The 13,576-nt window shown below is 63.2% G+C and carries 12 protein-coding genes; 3 read left to right on the forward strand and 9 right to left on the reverse strand.

Annotation, left to right across the window (positions count from 1 at the left end; genetic code table 11):
• Window positions 1-87 precede the first annotated feature (87 nt).
• Window positions 88-855: a CHAD domain-containing protein gene (locus tag CAF77_RS19245; RefSeq protein ID WP_064383335.1), complete on the reverse strand. Its 768-nt coding sequence runs from the start codon at window positions 853-855 to the stop codon at window positions 88-90.
• Window positions 856-932: 77 nt separating this feature from the next.
• Entirely contained in the window at window positions 933-1,211 is a 279-nt protein-coding gene (locus CAF77_RS19250; protein ID WP_011335323.1) for a hypothetical protein, read from the reverse strand.
• A 217-nt stretch (window positions 1,212-1,428) separates the two neighbouring features.
• Here CAF77_RS19250 and CAF77_RS19255 point away from each other — a divergent pair, with 217 nt between their 5' ends.
• Window positions 1,429-2,466 (forward strand): patatin-like phospholipase family protein, encoded by a 1,038-nt coding sequence (locus CAF77_RS19255; protein ID WP_085655146.1) that lies wholly within the window; start codon window positions 1,429-1,431, stop codon window positions 2,464-2,466.
• Here the strand turns inward: CAF77_RS19255 and CAF77_RS19260 are convergent.
• From CAF77_RS19260 to kdpF, 6 genes are all read right to left on the reverse strand, one after another.
• Complete coding sequence (locus CAF77_RS19260) at window positions 2,463-3,161, reverse strand: response regulator (RefSeq protein ID WP_039770498.1); 699 nt, start codon at window positions 3,159-3,161, stop codon at window positions 2,463-2,465. The two genes, CAF77_RS19255 and CAF77_RS19260, sit on opposite strands and share 4 nt — an antisense overlap.
• Window positions 3,162-3,209: 48 nt before the next feature.
• Window positions 3,210-5,861, reverse strand: a complete 2,652-nt coding sequence (locus CAF77_RS19265; RefSeq protein ID WP_064383339.1) for a sensor histidine kinase KdpD — start codon at window positions 5,859-5,861, stop codon at window positions 3,210-3,212.
• A 128-nt stretch (window positions 5,862-5,989) separates the two neighbouring features.
• Window positions 5,990-6,535: a potassium-transporting ATPase subunit KdpC gene (gene kdpC / locus CAF77_RS19270; protein WP_064383340.1), complete on the reverse strand. Its 546-nt coding sequence runs from the start codon at window positions 6,533-6,535 to the stop codon at window positions 5,990-5,992.
• A gap of 57 nt (window positions 6,536-6,592) precedes the next feature.
• The gene (kdpB, locus tag CAF77_RS19275) at window positions 6,593-8,659 is read right to left on the reverse strand and encodes a potassium-transporting ATPase subunit KdpB (protein ID WP_064383342.1); all 2,067 of its coding nucleotides are present in this window, start codon (window positions 8,657-8,659) and stop codon (window positions 6,593-6,595) included.
• Window positions 8,660-8,669: 10 nt separating this feature from the next.
• Window positions 8,670-10,364, reverse strand: a complete 1,695-nt coding sequence (kdpA, locus tag CAF77_RS19280; protein ID WP_039770510.1) for a potassium-transporting ATPase subunit KdpA — start codon at window positions 10,362-10,364, stop codon at window positions 8,670-8,672.
• A gap of 8 nt (window positions 10,365-10,372) precedes the next feature.
• Complete coding sequence (gene kdpF / locus CAF77_RS19285) at window positions 10,373-10,462, reverse strand: K(+)-transporting ATPase subunit F (RefSeq protein WP_007950940.1); 90 nt, start codon at window positions 10,460-10,462, stop codon at window positions 10,373-10,375.
• Between the two features lie 416 nt (window positions 10,463-10,878).
• On the opposite strand from kdpF, the gene eat reads away from it, so the two are divergent.
• On the forward strand, window positions 10,879-12,243 hold the full coding sequence (eat, locus tag CAF77_RS19290; protein WP_085607188.1) for an ethanolamine permease: 1,365 nt from the start codon (window positions 10,879-10,881) through the stop codon (window positions 12,241-12,243).
• A 119-nt stretch (window positions 12,244-12,362) separates the two neighbouring features.
• The gene (locus tag CAF77_RS19295) at window positions 12,363-12,530 is read left to right on the forward strand and encodes a DUF2897 family protein (protein WP_007950938.1); all 168 of its coding nucleotides are present in this window, start codon (window positions 12,363-12,365) and stop codon (window positions 12,528-12,530) included.
• Between the two features lie 45 nt (window positions 12,531-12,575).
• Here CAF77_RS19295 and CAF77_RS19300 read toward each other — a convergent pair whose 3' ends face one another.
• Window positions 12,576-13,427 carry a DUF1989 domain-containing protein gene (locus CAF77_RS19300; protein WP_064383345.1) on the reverse strand — a complete coding sequence of 284 codons (852 nt, stop codon included), beginning with the start codon at window positions 13,425-13,427 and terminating at the stop codon, window positions 12,576-12,578.
• Between the last annotated feature and the right edge of the window lie 149 nt (window positions 13,428-13,576).

A 13,576-nucleotide genomic window follows, 5' to 3' on the forward strand; every position in this document is an offset into this window, starting at 1 on the left:
TCTTAACCAGCGCGGCAGAGCGGCGCAGCGTCCATTCCGGTCAAAGAGACTGACAGATAAGACAGCGCTGCTGCGCGCCAGCGGGTTTCAGGACTTGAAGCAGGCTGCGCTGAGTTTTTCCAGCACCCGGTCCGCCTTGCTTTCGGCCTGGATCATGGTCGCCTGCCAGGTGGCGACGCAGGGTTGCAGATCCGGTTCCTGTTCGGCGCGGGCCAGCCATTGCCAGCAATCGTGCCAGTCACCGAGGGCGCCTTGCGCGGATTTCAAACGGGGCAATGCAGCTTCCGGCAGACGATCGAGTTCTGGGTAGGCCTCGATGCCGTAACGCACGCGCTTGATCAGCAGGCGCAGGCGATGGCGGTCGTGGGCCGGGTCGTGCAGTGCCACGTCGAGGTTCTTCCATTGTTTGCCCAGACGTTTTTCGATGCGCTTGTCCAGGCGCTTGAGCAATCCCTGGCGCTGGGACGCACGCAGAAAACGCGGAAAGGCATCGAGGATCATCAGCAGCGACGCCACTTCGGCACTGGCCGCCAGTGTCGGATAAGCCTCGGCCATCTGCGCCATGCGCCGTTGCGCAGCTTCGGGCTGATCATGCTTGATCAACCACGCCGCCAGCACCTCGCGGTCGCGCCACGGCGTGGTCAGTTGTCCGACGCTGGCCGCCGCGCTTTCCAACTGTTCGACACCGGGCAAGCCGCGCAACGGTCGCAACAGACTGCGCAAGCGCCGCACGGTAGTGCGCAAGTCGTGCAGCGCTTCAGGGTCGGTCCGCGCGGTCAGACGCGCCTGACAGGCCAGCAGCCGCACTTCCAGGCTCAGGACATGGGCCACCAACCGGCCAACCAACGCAGACATCGCTTGCTCCAGAATTCAATGACTTTGCACGAGTGTGCGCCGGCGCAAGCGACCTGCCCTTGCGCCACGTCAGCAGCTTAGCGCCCGGCGCGGGATTCGCGAATGTAGAAACGCGCTTTTTCGGCTTTCCTGGTGCAGCCTTCGAATCCCTCGAATTGCTGCTGGGTCTTGGCGGCTGTCAGCAACGACAACGCCTTGGAGTAACTGACCGTACCGGCGAAACCCTCGGCCTTGGCCAGATCCAGTTCATGCCACGCCGCGTCGAGCTGACTGCCGCAGCTGTCGCGGTAAGCGGTCTTGCCGGCGCAACCGGCCAATGCCAGCGCCATCAACGGCACACAGATCCAGGCTTTCATCACTCACACCTCAAAGATAGGTCAACAGTCGTGCAGGTAAGACGGTGCGCCAGCGAAAAAGTGCCTTGTGCCCCGCCATTGCGCCGCACTGCAAAAGATAACGCCGACGGGTCATGAAGTATCGAAAAAACGACGCCATCGCCGCCTCGAGCGACCCCGCCGATTGAAGCCCGGCCCTCGATGGGTGCATTGTGCAACCTTGTCGGGAGGAAGTTGGATGAAAAAGCGTGTCGCACTGGTGCTGGGCTCCGGTGGCGCCCGGGGCTATGCCCATATCGGAGTCATTGAAGAGATCGAACGACGGGGCTATGACATCAGTTGTATTGCCGGCTGTTCAATGGGGGCCGTGGTCGGCGGAATCTACGCCGCCGGCAAGCTCGACGAGTATCGCAACTGGATCGAAAGCCTGGATTATCTTGACGTGCTGCGCCTGGTGGACGTCAGCTTCCGCCTCGGTGCGATCCGTGGCGAAAAAGTCTTCGGCCAGATCCGCAAGATCGTCGGCGAGATCAACATCGAAGACCTGCGCATTCCCTACACCGCCGTAGCCGCCGACCTCACCAACCAACAGGAAATCTGGTTCCAGGAAGGCTGCCTGCATCAGGCCATGCGAGCTTCGGCGGCGATTCCCAGCCTGTTCACCCCGGTGATGCAGGGCAACCGGATGCTGGTGGACGGCGGCATTCTCAACCCGTTGCCGATCGTGCCGGTGGTGTCGAGCCATTGCGATCTGATCATCGCGGTCAATCTCAACTCGACCAACCAGCGCCATTACAAACTGCCGGTGATCCAGCGCCCTGCCGCGTTCCGTACGCGCTTCGACAGCCTGATCACTTCGCTGGGTTCAAAGATGCCGTTCCGCCGCAAGCAGGCCGAGCAACTGCTGATGCTGGAACAGGAAGCGCTGCGTGCCGAAGCGGCGGAGATCAATCCATGGGTCGAAGGCGCTGAACCGGAAGCCCAGCAACCGGCCGCCGCGCCAGAGCGCGACGGCGCACCGAAATCCGCCACTGGATCATTCATCGTCGATAACGTCGGGCCGGCTTCATTGCTCGATCTGATCAACCAGAGTTTCGAGGTGATGCAGACCTCGCTGGCGCAGTACAAGATCGCCGGGTATCCGCCGGACATCCTGATCAACGTGCCGAAACGAGTGTGCCGGTTCTTCGAGTTCTACAAGGCGCCGGAACTGATCGCGCTGGGTCGCGAGATTGCCCGGGATACCCTCGACCGCTTTGAGAGCGAACAGAACTAAAGGCTGCTCTCGCTCAACAAGCGATAACCGACGCCAGCCTCGGTCACGATAAACCGGGGCCGGGTTGGATCGTCTGCCAGTTTCTGCCGCAGATGCCCGACCACGATCCGCAAGTAGTGGCTGTCCTCGGTGTGGGTCGGGCCCCAGATGTCCTTGAGCAATTGCTGCTGGGTGATCACCCGCCCCGGATGCCGCGCCAGTTGCGCCAGCACTGCGTATTCCTTGCGGGTCAGAGCGACCTCGACGCCGTCGAGCAGTACCCGGCGATACGCCAGGTCCACGGTCAACGGGCCGAAATTCAACGCGGCCTGCTGCGCTTCTCCGGCAGGTGCCTGACGCAACAAGGCGCGTACCCGGGCGAGAAATTCCTGAATGCCGAACGGCTTGGTCACGTAGTCATTGGCGCCGCCATCCAGTGCCTGGACTTTCTGCCCTTCGCTGGCGCGCACCGACAGCACCAGCACCGGCGCCGTGGCCCATTCGCGAAACTCGCGCAGCACTTGCTGGCCGTCCATGTCCGGCAGGCCGAGGTCGAGTACCAGCAGGTCCGGTTTGTTCAGCGCCGCCTGGGCCAGGCCCTCGGCGCCGGTGCCGGCCTCCAGCACTTTGTAGCCCTGGGAAGCGAGGCTGATGCGCAGAAACTTGCGGATCTGCGGTTCGTCATCGATGACCAAAATGGTCGCGGTCTGGCTCATGAGTTCACATCAACACAAAAGAGTGGCAAGAGAGTAGCGCAGCGCGGATCAGGCTTCACCGTCCATCCCCGGTTGCGTCTGCAACGGCAGGTGCAGGGTGATGCAGGTGCCACGCCCGTCGATGCCGTCGCCGACACTGATCCGCCCGCCGTGGGCACCGACCATGCCCTGACAGATCGCCAGCCCCAACCCCGTCCCCTGCCCGCCCCGATCACCTCGGGCAGCGGTGTAGAACATGTCGAAAATCTTCGCCCGCTCATCGACCGGAATCCCCGGCCCTTCATCGCTCACCGAGAAAAACACCTCGCTGTCATCCGCCCCGGCGCGCAGATGCAGACGGCCGTGGGACGGCGAGAATCGTGCGGCGTTTTCCAGCACGTTCACCAGCGCCTGTTCGATCAACGCGGCATGCACGTACAACAGCGGCAACTCGGCCGGTACATCGGTGCTCACTTGCAACGACGACAACACAGCCCGCAGACGATTGAGCGCACTGCCGACGATGTCTGCGGGCGACACCCAGTCCCGCGCCAGCTTCAGGGCGCCGTGGCCGAGACGGGTCATGTCCAGCAGGTTCTGGATGTAGCGATCGAGACGCTCGGCCTCATCGCGAGTGCCTTCGAGCAATTCGCGGCGATCCTCCAGCGGGATCGCTTCGCCGAGGGCCAGCAGGCTGTCGATGCTGCCGCGCATCGAGGTCAGCGGCGTGCGCAGATCGTGGGACACCGAGGCCAGCAAGGCGCTGCGCAGTTGCTCGGTTTCGCCGTGCAGGCGCGCGGCTTCCAGATCATCGGCCAGTTGTGCTCGGGCCAAAGCTTGAGCCAGCGGCTGGCTCAACGCGGTGAGCAAACGACGACGCTGGCCGCTCAAGGTCTGGCCCTCTTTGGCACACACACCGAGCAGCGCCAGCGGTCCGTCTTCCACCGACAGCGGCCACCACCACCAGCGGCCGAACGGCAGCGTGCCGGTGCCCATGCCTGCCGGTTGATCGTGTTGCCAGGCCCAGTCGGCGGCGGCGCGCTCGGATTCAGTGAATTGCAGCGGGCCGCCGGTTTCGACTTTCCAGCCGCCCTGCCCGTCGCGATTGAGCAGACACAGTTGCAGATCGCTCCAGCCATTGAGGTGCTGCGCGGCGGCGCTGACCACGGCCTGACGGTCAGTGGCGGCAGTGAGTTTGCGCGACAGGTCGAGCAGTTCGGTGGTCTCTTCCTGGGTGTCGCGCAACGCCTGTAATTGCCGGCGCTGGCGGGCCGCGAGGTTGCCGGTGAGCGCCGCCATCAGCAGGAAGAACAGCAAGGTCAGCACGTCTTCTTCGCGCTGGATGCTGAAGGAGAAATTCGGCGGGATGAACAGAAAGTCATAGGTCAGAAACGACAGCGCCGCACAGGCCAGCGCCGGGCCGAGACTGCTGCGCACCGCCACCAGCAACACCGCCGCCAGAAACACCAGCGAGATGTTCGGCAACGGCAGCACGCTGGACACCGCCCACGCCAGCGCACTGGCCAATACCGTGGCGACCAGCGCCAGCGCATAGTCGAACCACACCAGCGTCGGTGCTGAACGCGGGCGCGGTTGATGCTGTTGCTGATCGCTGTCCAGCACGTTGATTTCCAGACCGTGGGCCTGACGCAGCAAGCGCGCCGCCAGCCCTCCACCGAACAGACGCCTGCGCAGGCGCGGTCGCGACTGGCCGACCAGCACCAGACTCGCCCGCCGTTCAGCGGCATGCTGGATCAGGGTTTTCGCCACTTCGCCGGCCCGCAGCAACACCACCTCGCCGCCGAGGCGTTCGGCCAGTTGCTGGGCGCTTTGCAGGCGCAGGCGCGATTGCTCGTCGCGCACGCTGCCGTTGTCGACGTGCACCAGACTCCACGGCAAATGCCGACGCTGGGCGACCCGGCTGGCATGGCGCACCAGCCGTTCGGCCTGGGCATCGCCGTCGACCCCGACCAGCAAGCGCCCGCGCACCGCTGGCGCCGCCTGACCGAGCTGGCGATAGCCTTGAGCGAGATCGTTATCGACCTGCGCGGCAGCGGTCTGCATCGCCAGTTCGCGCAGCGCCGTGAGGTTGGTCTGGGTGAAAAATGCATCGATCGCCGCCCGCGCCTGCTCGGGCACGTAGACCTTGCCTTCGCGCAGACGCTCAAGCAGTTCCCGCGGTGGCAGGTCGATCAGCAGCAGTTCGTAGGCTTCCTGCAGTACCCAGTCCGGAAGGGTTTCGCGCACCTGCACGCCGGTGATGCCGCGCACCTGATCGTTGAGGCTTTCCAGGTGCTGGACGTTGACCGTGGTGTAGACGTCGATGCCGGCGGCGAGCAGTTCCTGAATATCCTGCCAGCGTTTGGCGTGACGGCTGCCGGGAGCATTGCTGTGGGCGAGTTCGTCGACCAGCACCAGTTTCGGCCTGGCGGCGAGCAGGCCGTCGAGGTCCATTTCTTCGAGCGTCACGCCGCGATATTCCGAGCGCACCAGCGGCAATTGCGGCAGGCCGCCGAGCAGCGCTTCGGTTTCGGCGCGGCCGTGGGTTTCGACCACCCCGGCGATGACTTTCACGCCTTGGCGCAGCTGGCTGTGGGCGGCCTGCAGCATCGCATAGGTCTTGCCCACGCCTGGCGCTGCGCCGAGAAAAACCTTGAGCCGGCCGCGTCCGTCGCGGGGCAGTTCTGCTAACAGCGCGTCGGCGCGGCCGGAGTCACTCATGCTTGAAGCTCTCTTCCTGATGTTTGTGTATTGCCTGGACTGCCGTCATCGCTGGCAAGCCAGCTCCCACATGGGGAATGCGTGCTCCTGTGGGAGCTGGCTTGCCAGCGATTGGCCGCGCCACCGACTCAGAGCTTTTCCAGCGCCATGTTCAGCGCCAGCACATTCACCACCGGCGGGCCCACCAGCGGCTGTTCGATGTGCGCGTCCAGCAGTTGCTGCAAGGTCGCCACCGGCACATTGCGCGCGGCCGCGACACGCGCCAGTTGATAGGCAATCGCCGCCGGTGGCAAGTGCGGATCGAGACCGCTGCCGGAGGTGGTCAACAGCGCCAGCGGCACCGGGCCCTGGCCGGGCACCTGCAGTTTGTTGGCGTCATCGATCACCCGAGTGGCCAGCGCCGGATTGCTTGGCGACAGGTTGCTCGCACTGCTCGACACGGTGGCAAAAGCACCGGCCGATGGACGCGGATGGAACCAGGCATCGCCGACAAAATCCTGAGCGATCAGCGACGAGCCGCGCACTTTGCCTTCGGCATCGCGCACCAGGCTGCCGTTGGCCTGCTCGGGGAAGGCGACTTGCGCGACGCCCGTGACTACCAGCGGATAGGCAACGCCGGTCACCAGGGTCATCAGCACCAGCAGGCTCAGGGCCGGACGTAACAGTGTGGACATTTCAAAATCCTCGAATTCGTGCTTGAAGCGGTGTGCCCGGCACACCGCTGTTCAGGTTCAAACCAGATGCAACGCCGTCAACAGCATGTCGATCGCCTTGATCCCCACGAACGGCACCAGAATCCCGCCCAGGCCATAGATCAGCAGATTGCGACGCAGCAGCGCCGCCGCGCTCGCTGCCTGCACCCGCACACCACGCAGGGCCAACGGAATCAGCACCACGATGATCAAAGCGTTAAAGACGATGGCCGACAGGATCGCGCTCTGCGGACTGCTTAACTGCATGATGTTCAGCACGCCGAGCTGCGGGTAGATCGCGGCAAACAGGGCCGGCAGGATCGCGAAATACTTGGCCACGTCGTTGGCGATGGAAAAGGTCGTCAGCGCGCCACGGGTCACCAGCAATTCCTTGCCGATCTGCACCACGTCCAGCAGCTTGGTCGGGTCGCTGTCGAGGTCGACCATGTTGGCCGCCTCACGCGCGGCTTGTGTGCCGTCGTTCATCGCCATGCCGACGTCAGCCTGGGCCAGCGCCGGGGCGTCGTTGGCGCCGTCACCACACATCGCGACCAGACGACCGTCGTTCTGCTCGTGACGGATGCGCGCCAGTTTCTTCTCCGGTGTGGCTTCGGCCAGTACGTCGTCGACGCCCGCTTCAGCGGCAATCGCGGCAGCGGTCAGCGGGTTGTCGCCAGTCACCATCACCGTGCGAATCCCCAGTTTGCGCAGCTCGGCGAAACGCTCGCGGATGCCTGGCTTGACCACGTCTTTCAGATGAATCGCACCGAGCAATTTGCCGTCGGCACAAACCAGCAACGGGGTGCCGCCGCTCTGGGCGATCTTGTCGATTTCCCGGGACAGCGCCGGGGCCAGATCCTTGCGTTGCTGACCAAGGAAGGCCAGCAGCGAATCCACCGCGCCCTTGCGGAACACACGGCCCTGGTAGTCGACACCGGACAAGCGGGTTTCCGCGCTGAACGGCACGGCAGTCAGGGTTTCCGGCGAAGGTTCCGGCTGCGGATTGGAGCCGCGCAGGTACTCGACGATGGACTTGCCTTCAGCGGTTTCGTCAGCCAGCGAGGCGAACAGCGCGCCTTCGGCCAGCTCACGGGCGTTCACACCCGGCGCGGCATATACCGCACTGCAACGACGGTTACCGAACGTGATGGTGCCGGTCTTGTCCAGCAGCAACACGTGCACGTCACCCGCCGCTTCCACCGCGCGACCGGACTTGGCGATCACGTTCAGGCGCACCAGCCGATCCATCCCGGCAATCCCGATCGCCGACAGCAGACCACCAATGGTGGTCGGAATCAGCGTGACCAATAACGCCACCAGGAACACCAGCGGCAGGCTGCCGTTGGCGAAGTGGGCGAACGGTTGCAAGGTCACGACCACCAGCAGGAAGATCAGGGTCAGGCCGATCAGCAGGATGTCCAGCGCCACTTCGTTCGGGGTCTTCTGGCGCTTTGCGCCTTCGACCAGCGCAATCATCCGATCCAGTGTCGATTCGCCAGGATTGGCGGTGATCTTCACCAGCAGCCAGTCGGACACCAGCCGGGTGTTGCCGGTGACGGCGGAACGGTCGCCACCGGACTCGCGAATCACTGGCGCCGATTCACCGGTGATCGCCGCTTCGTTGACCGCCGCGATGCCTTCGATGACCTCGCCGTCACCGGGGATCATCTCCCCCGCTTCGACGCGCACCACATCACCCTTGCGCAGGCTGGTGGCTGGCACGACCTGGAAGCTGCCGTTGGCGAGTTTGCGTCGGGCGCTCAGGCCTTCGCTGCCAGCCTTGAGGCTGTCGGCGCGAGCCTTGCCGCGACCTTCGGCCAGCGCTTCGGCGAAGTTGGCGAACAGCACGGTGAACCACAGCCACAGGGCGATTTGCGCCGCAACGAAGGTCGGCACGCTGCTGTCGGGAATGAAGCACAGCACGGTGGTCAGGATCGCTGTCAGTTCGACCACCAGCATCACTGGCGAGCGCTGCAACTGGCGCGGGTCGAGCTTGACGAACGCTTGCACCAGCGCCGGGCGCCACAGGGCGCTGATCGCGGTTTTCGGAGCTTCAGCCGACTTGGCAGCTGCCGCTGGTTTTGAAGCTGGAACATGCATATTCATGATGGATTCCTTAGAAGCCCATGCTCAGGTGTTCGGCAATCGGGCCGAGCGCCAGGGTCGGCAAGAAGGTCAGGCCGCCCACCAGCAAAATGGTCACGGTCAACAGGGTCACGAACAGCGGGCCGTGGGTCGGGAAGCTGTTCTGGCCGATCGGTGCGGTTTTCTTCATCGCCAGGCTGCCGGCCAGGGCCAGTACCGGGAGGATGTAACCGAAGCGACCAATCAACATGCCCAGACCGAGCATCAGGTTGTGGAACGCAGTGTTGGCACCGAAACCGCCGAACGCCGAGCCGTTGTTCGCGCTGGCCGAGGTGTAGGCGTAGAGCAACTGACTGAAACCGTGCGGACCGGGGTTGCTCACCGCCGCCACCGGACCCGGCAGGCTGGCGGCAATCGCGCCGAGCACCAGCACGCCGACCGGCATCACCAGCAGGGTCACCACCAACAGTTGCACTTCGCGGGCCTGGAGTTTCTTGCCGAGGTATTCCGGGGTGCGGCCGATCATCAGACCGGCGAGGAACACCGCGATCAGCACGTTCAGCAACATGCCGTAGAGCCCCGCGCCGACGCCGCCGAAGATCACTTCGCCGACCATCATGTTGACCAGCGCGACCATGCCGCTGAGCGGGTTGAGGCTGTCATGCATGCCGTTGACCGAGCCGTTCGACGCCGCCGTGGTTGTCACCGACCAGAGCACGGTGGCGGTGGTGCCGAAACGCGCTTCCTTGCCTTCCAGCGGCGCAGTCTGTTCAACGGCGACGTTGTTCAAGGCAGGGTTCGGCTGATATTCGGCCCACAGCGAAGTGGCGCCGCCGATGATGAACAGCGCGAGCATGCAACCGATGATGGCGCGGCTCTGACGCAGATCCTTCACGTAGTGGCCGAAGGTGAACACCAGCGCGACCGGGATCAGGATGATCGACGCGACTTCGAACAGGTTGCTCCAGGCGGTCGGGTTCTCGAACGGATGCGCCGAGTTGACGCCGAAGAAGCCACCACCGTTGGTCCCCAGTTGCTTGATCGCAATCTGACTGGCGGCCGGGCCGAGCGGGATGACTTGGTCAACGCCCTGCATCGTCACTGCATTCACATATTGGGCGAAGGTCTGCGGCACGCCCTGCCACACCAGGTACAGCGCCAGCAGCAGGCACAGCGGCAGCAGGCCATAGAGGGTGGCGCGGGTCATGTCGACCCAGAAGTTGCCCAGGGTTTTGGTGGACTTGCGCCCGATGCCACGGCACAGCGCAACCAGTACGGCGAGGCCGGTGGCGGCGCTGACGAAGTTCTGCACGGTGAGGCCGACCATCTGACTCAGGTAGCTGAGCGACGCTTCGCCGCTGTAGGCCTGCCAGTTGGTGTTGGTCATGAAGCTGACGGCGGTGTTGAACGCGAGGGTCCACTCCTGGCCCGGCAGGTTTTGCGGGTTCAGCGGCAGGTGATCCTGGAACAGCAGGATCGCGAACAGCAGCAGAAAACCGGCAAGGTTGAACGCCAGCAACGCCAACGTGTACTTCTGCCAGCTCTGCTCGTCCTGCGGATTGACCCCGGCGATACGGTAACAGCCGCGCTCCACCGGGCCGAGAATCGGCGTCAGCCAGGTGCGCTGGCCCTCCATCACCTTGTAGTAGAAGCGCCCGAGGAACGGCGCCGGCAGCAAGACCACCGCGAAGAATGCGAGGATCAGCCAATAGTCATAACTGTGCATAGCCGCTCCTAAGTCCGATCCGCGCGCAACAGCGCAACCAACAGATAAATGAACAGCCCCACTGCCAGCAGCAGTGACACCCCGTCCAGAACGCTCATGGAAGATCTCCGTGTTACGGCGTATTGCCGCGTGTGGAGGCATTGTCGGAAAGGAGGCTGTAAAGGAACGAGAGCGAGGGTGTGTGCAGGGCATAAAGAAAGCGTAAAGAGTGGGTTTACGCGGGCGTTACAGGTGAGTTTTGCGTCGTGTGGACGGGCCTCTTCGCGAGCAGGCTCGCTCCCACAATTTGAAATGCGCGCGTCCAGGCACCGCTGACACCTGTGGGAGCGGGCTTGCCCGCGAAGACGGCAGCACTGACAACATCGCACCCAACTGGCGCACAACAATGCAGCCATCAAGCCGCGAACATCCCCGATACGACAGCTTTCAGCTCTTTACGACCCGCCAATACAAAATGGCACGCCCACTGCACACGCCCTTCCCGAGCTTTCCAAACCGTTCAGGGAGCAAACACATGAACACACAACTCAAACCCACGCTGGGCACCTTGCACCTGTGGGGAATTGCGGTGGGGCTGGTGATTTCCGGGGAGTACTTCGGCTGGAGTTACGGCTGGGGCGTCGCGGGAACCCTGGGTTTTCTGGTGACCTCGTTCATGGTCGCGACCATGTACACCTGCTTCATCTTCAGCTTTACCGAACTGACCACGGCGATCCCCCACGCGGGCGGGCCGTTCGCCTACAGTCGCCGCGCCTTCGGTGAAAAAGGCGGGCTGATTGCCGGACTGGCGACGCTGATCGAATTCGTCTTCGCCCCGCCGGCGATTGCCTTGGCGATCGGTGCCTACCTGAATGTGCAGTTTCCGGCACTTGATCCGAAACACGCGGCGGTCGGCGCGTACATCGTCTTCATGGGTTTGAACATTCTCGGTGTGAAACTGGCCGCGACCTTCGAGTTGATCGTCTGCGTACTGGCCGTCGCCGAGTTGTTGGTGTTCATGGGCGTAGTCGCGCCAGCCTTCAGCTTTAGCAACTTCGCGCTGAATGGCTGGGCCGGCTCGGACATCTTCGGTGCTCCGGCGATTGCCGGGATGTTCGCGGCGATTCCGTTCGCGATCTGGTTCTTCCTCGCCATCGAAGGCGCCGCCATGGCCGCCGAAGAAGCCAAGGACCCGAAACGCACGATTCCCAAGGCCTACATCAGCGGCATTCTGACCTTGGTGTTGCTGGCCATGGGCGTGATGTTCTTCGCCGGTGGCGTCGGTGACTGGCGCACCCTGTCGAACATCAACGACCCGCTGCCTCAGGCGATGAAAACCGTGGTCGGCGACAACTCCGGCTGGCTGCACATGCTGGTCTGGATCGGCCTGTTCGGGCTGGTGGCGAGTTTCCACGGGATCATTCTTGGCTACTCGCGGCAATTTTTCGCCCTCGCCCGCGCCGGTTATCTGCCCGCCTCGCTGGCGAAGCTGTCGCGCTTCCAGACCCCGCACCGTGCCATCATCGCCGGCGGCGTGATCGGCATCGCAGCGATCTACAGCGACGGCCTGATCAACCTCGGCGGCATGACCCTCACCGCCGCGATGATCACCATGGCGGTGTTCGGCGCGATCGTGATGTACATCATGAGCATGCTCAGCCTGTTCAAACTGCGCAAATCCGAACCGAATCTGGAGCGCACCTTCCGCGCGCCGTGCTATCCGCTGATTCCATTGATTGCACTGGTGCTGGCCGTGGTGTGTCTGGTGGCGATGGCCTGGTTCAATGCGTTGATCGGACTGATCTTCCTCGGTTTCATGGCGGTCGGTTTCGGCTACTTCCTGTTGACCGGCCAGTTGCGCGCCAACGCCCCGGCAGACGCCATGCTCACCGGACTGTAAACCGCGACGGGCATAACCGGCCTAGAATGGAACCACTGCGAATGCACTTCGCTCAAAGTGGTATGCAGCGTTGCACGACGAAACCCTCGCCCGTCGACCTGCCCTTAAGGAGAGCCGTTATGCCCTGGTATGCCTGGTTGATTCTGGTCGTTGCAATCGGCTCGATCGTCGGCGGTCTGATGATGTTGCGTGACACCGCCAACAAGGTCGAACTGACCGATGAACAACGCAAGCGCGTCGCTGAACGCAATGCCGAAGCGGACATCAAGGACGCGCAGGACCGCTGAACGAAAAACCCCGCCTGAATCGGCGGGGTTTGTTTTTTGTCGCGATTATTTTTCCCAGTCGGCCTTGGCGATGTGCAAGCCATGCAGGCCTTTGTACGCCGCGCGTTCCGGCTGGCTCCAGCCTTCGAGCAGCGCGTCGTCCAGACGATAGATTTCCACCCCGAGCGGGCGGCAGACGTTCAGCGGGTCCTGCGCGTCCGGCCCCCACATCGCCAGTGACAGATCACCACCGGGACAGGTCGACAACGCGCACAGCAAGTCGATTTCGGCGAAGAACTCCAGGTAATCGCCCTTCTGCGCCGGGCAGGCCTTCATGAAATACAGGTCATCGTGATTCAGGCCGGTGCACTGGAAGATGTTCAGCACGTCATGCACATCGAACTCGGTCAGGCCATGGGGCAACACGGCGCGGGTCAGGTTGGAATGGCAGTGATGATGGAAATCCTCGCCGGTGAGCATTTTGTTCACATAGGGATCGCAGCGCGTGCCGAGCAAATCGTGCAGGCGCCCGCCGTGCTCATCGATGCCATAGTCCGCCAGGCTGTCATCGGTGATCGTTACCAGAGGTCGCAGGAAAGGCAGGTTCGACCACAACCGGTCGTGGGTGCTGACATGCGCGCCCTGCAGTTGCCGGGTGCGCGCAGCCCACATCCGTTCGCGTGGATCGTGTGCGTTCCACACATTGAAATCGCCCACCTGGGGCCCGACCGGTGTGGTGACTCGAAACACATGCCCCGCCGGCACGTGCCAGGCCCGCCCGGTGCGGATCGGCACTTCGAATTGTTCGATCAGCGTGCGCCCGTCCTTGCGGTCGCGAATCCGTTCGTAGAAAGGTGTATTGACCTGTAACGCCGAGCCTTTGCTGACCTGATAGGCGGCCGGGTAGTCTTTGTACATGATTCTCCTGCTCCTCAAGCGATGGCAACTTTGCAAGCTGCAACCACTATCCGTGCCAACCGCTGATGGCTGTTACGAACATGTCGGAGTCACCGGCCGTTTTTTTAGAAGTAGAAGTACAGTCACCATTCAATTTGCATTGGTTAAGA

It is taken from the genome of Pseudomonas sp. R15(2017), assembly GCF_002112685.1.
Lineage (GTDB): Bacteria > Pseudomonadota > Gammaproteobacteria > Pseudomonadales > Pseudomonadaceae > Aquipseudomonas > Aquipseudomonas glycinae.

Bases quoted from the DNA above. Each gene is read 5' to 3' on its own strand.
- CAF77_RS19245 (WP_064383335.1), bottom strand. From the start codon at position 855: ATGTCTGCGTTGGTTGGCCGGTTGGTGGCCCATGTCCTGAGCCTGGAA.
- CAF77_RS19250 (WP_011335323.1), bottom strand. From the start codon at position 1,211: ATGAAAGCCTGGATCTGTGTGCCGTTGATGGCGCTGGCATTGGCCGGT.
- CAF77_RS19255 (WP_085655146.1), top strand. From the start codon at position 1,429: ATGAAAAAGCGTGTCGCACTGGTGCTGGGCTCCGGTGGCGCCCGGGGC.
- CAF77_RS19260 (WP_039770498.1), bottom strand. From the start codon at position 3,161: ATGAGCCAGACCGCGACCATTTTGGTCATCGATGACGAACCGCAGATC.
- CAF77_RS19265 (WP_064383339.1), bottom strand. From the start codon at position 5,861: ATGAGTGACTCCGGCCGCGCCGACGCGCTGTTAGCAGAACTGCCCCGC.
- kdpC (WP_064383340.1), bottom strand. From the start codon at position 6,535: ATGTCCACACTGTTACGTCCGGCCCTGAGCCTGCTGGTGCTGATGACC.
- kdpB (WP_064383342.1), bottom strand. From the start codon at position 8,659: ATGAATATGCATGTTCCAGCTTCAAAACCAGCGGCAGCTGCCAAGTCG.
- kdpA (WP_039770510.1), bottom strand. From the start codon at position 10,364: ATGCACAGTTATGACTATTGGCTGATCCTCGCATTCTTCGCGGTGGTC.
- kdpF (WP_007950940.1), bottom strand. From the start codon at position 10,462: ATGAGCGTTCTGGACGGGGTGTCACTGCTGCTGGCAGTGGGGCTGTTC.
- eat (WP_085607188.1), top strand. From the start codon at position 10,879: ATGAACACACAACTCAAACCCACGCTGGGCACCTTGCACCTGTGGGGA.
- CAF77_RS19295 (WP_007950938.1), top strand. From the start codon at position 12,363: ATGCCCTGGTATGCCTGGTTGATTCTGGTCGTTGCAATCGGCTCGATC.
- CAF77_RS19300 (WP_064383345.1), bottom strand. From the start codon at position 13,427: ATGTACAAAGACTACCCGGCCGCCTATCAGGTCAGCAAAGGCTCGGCG.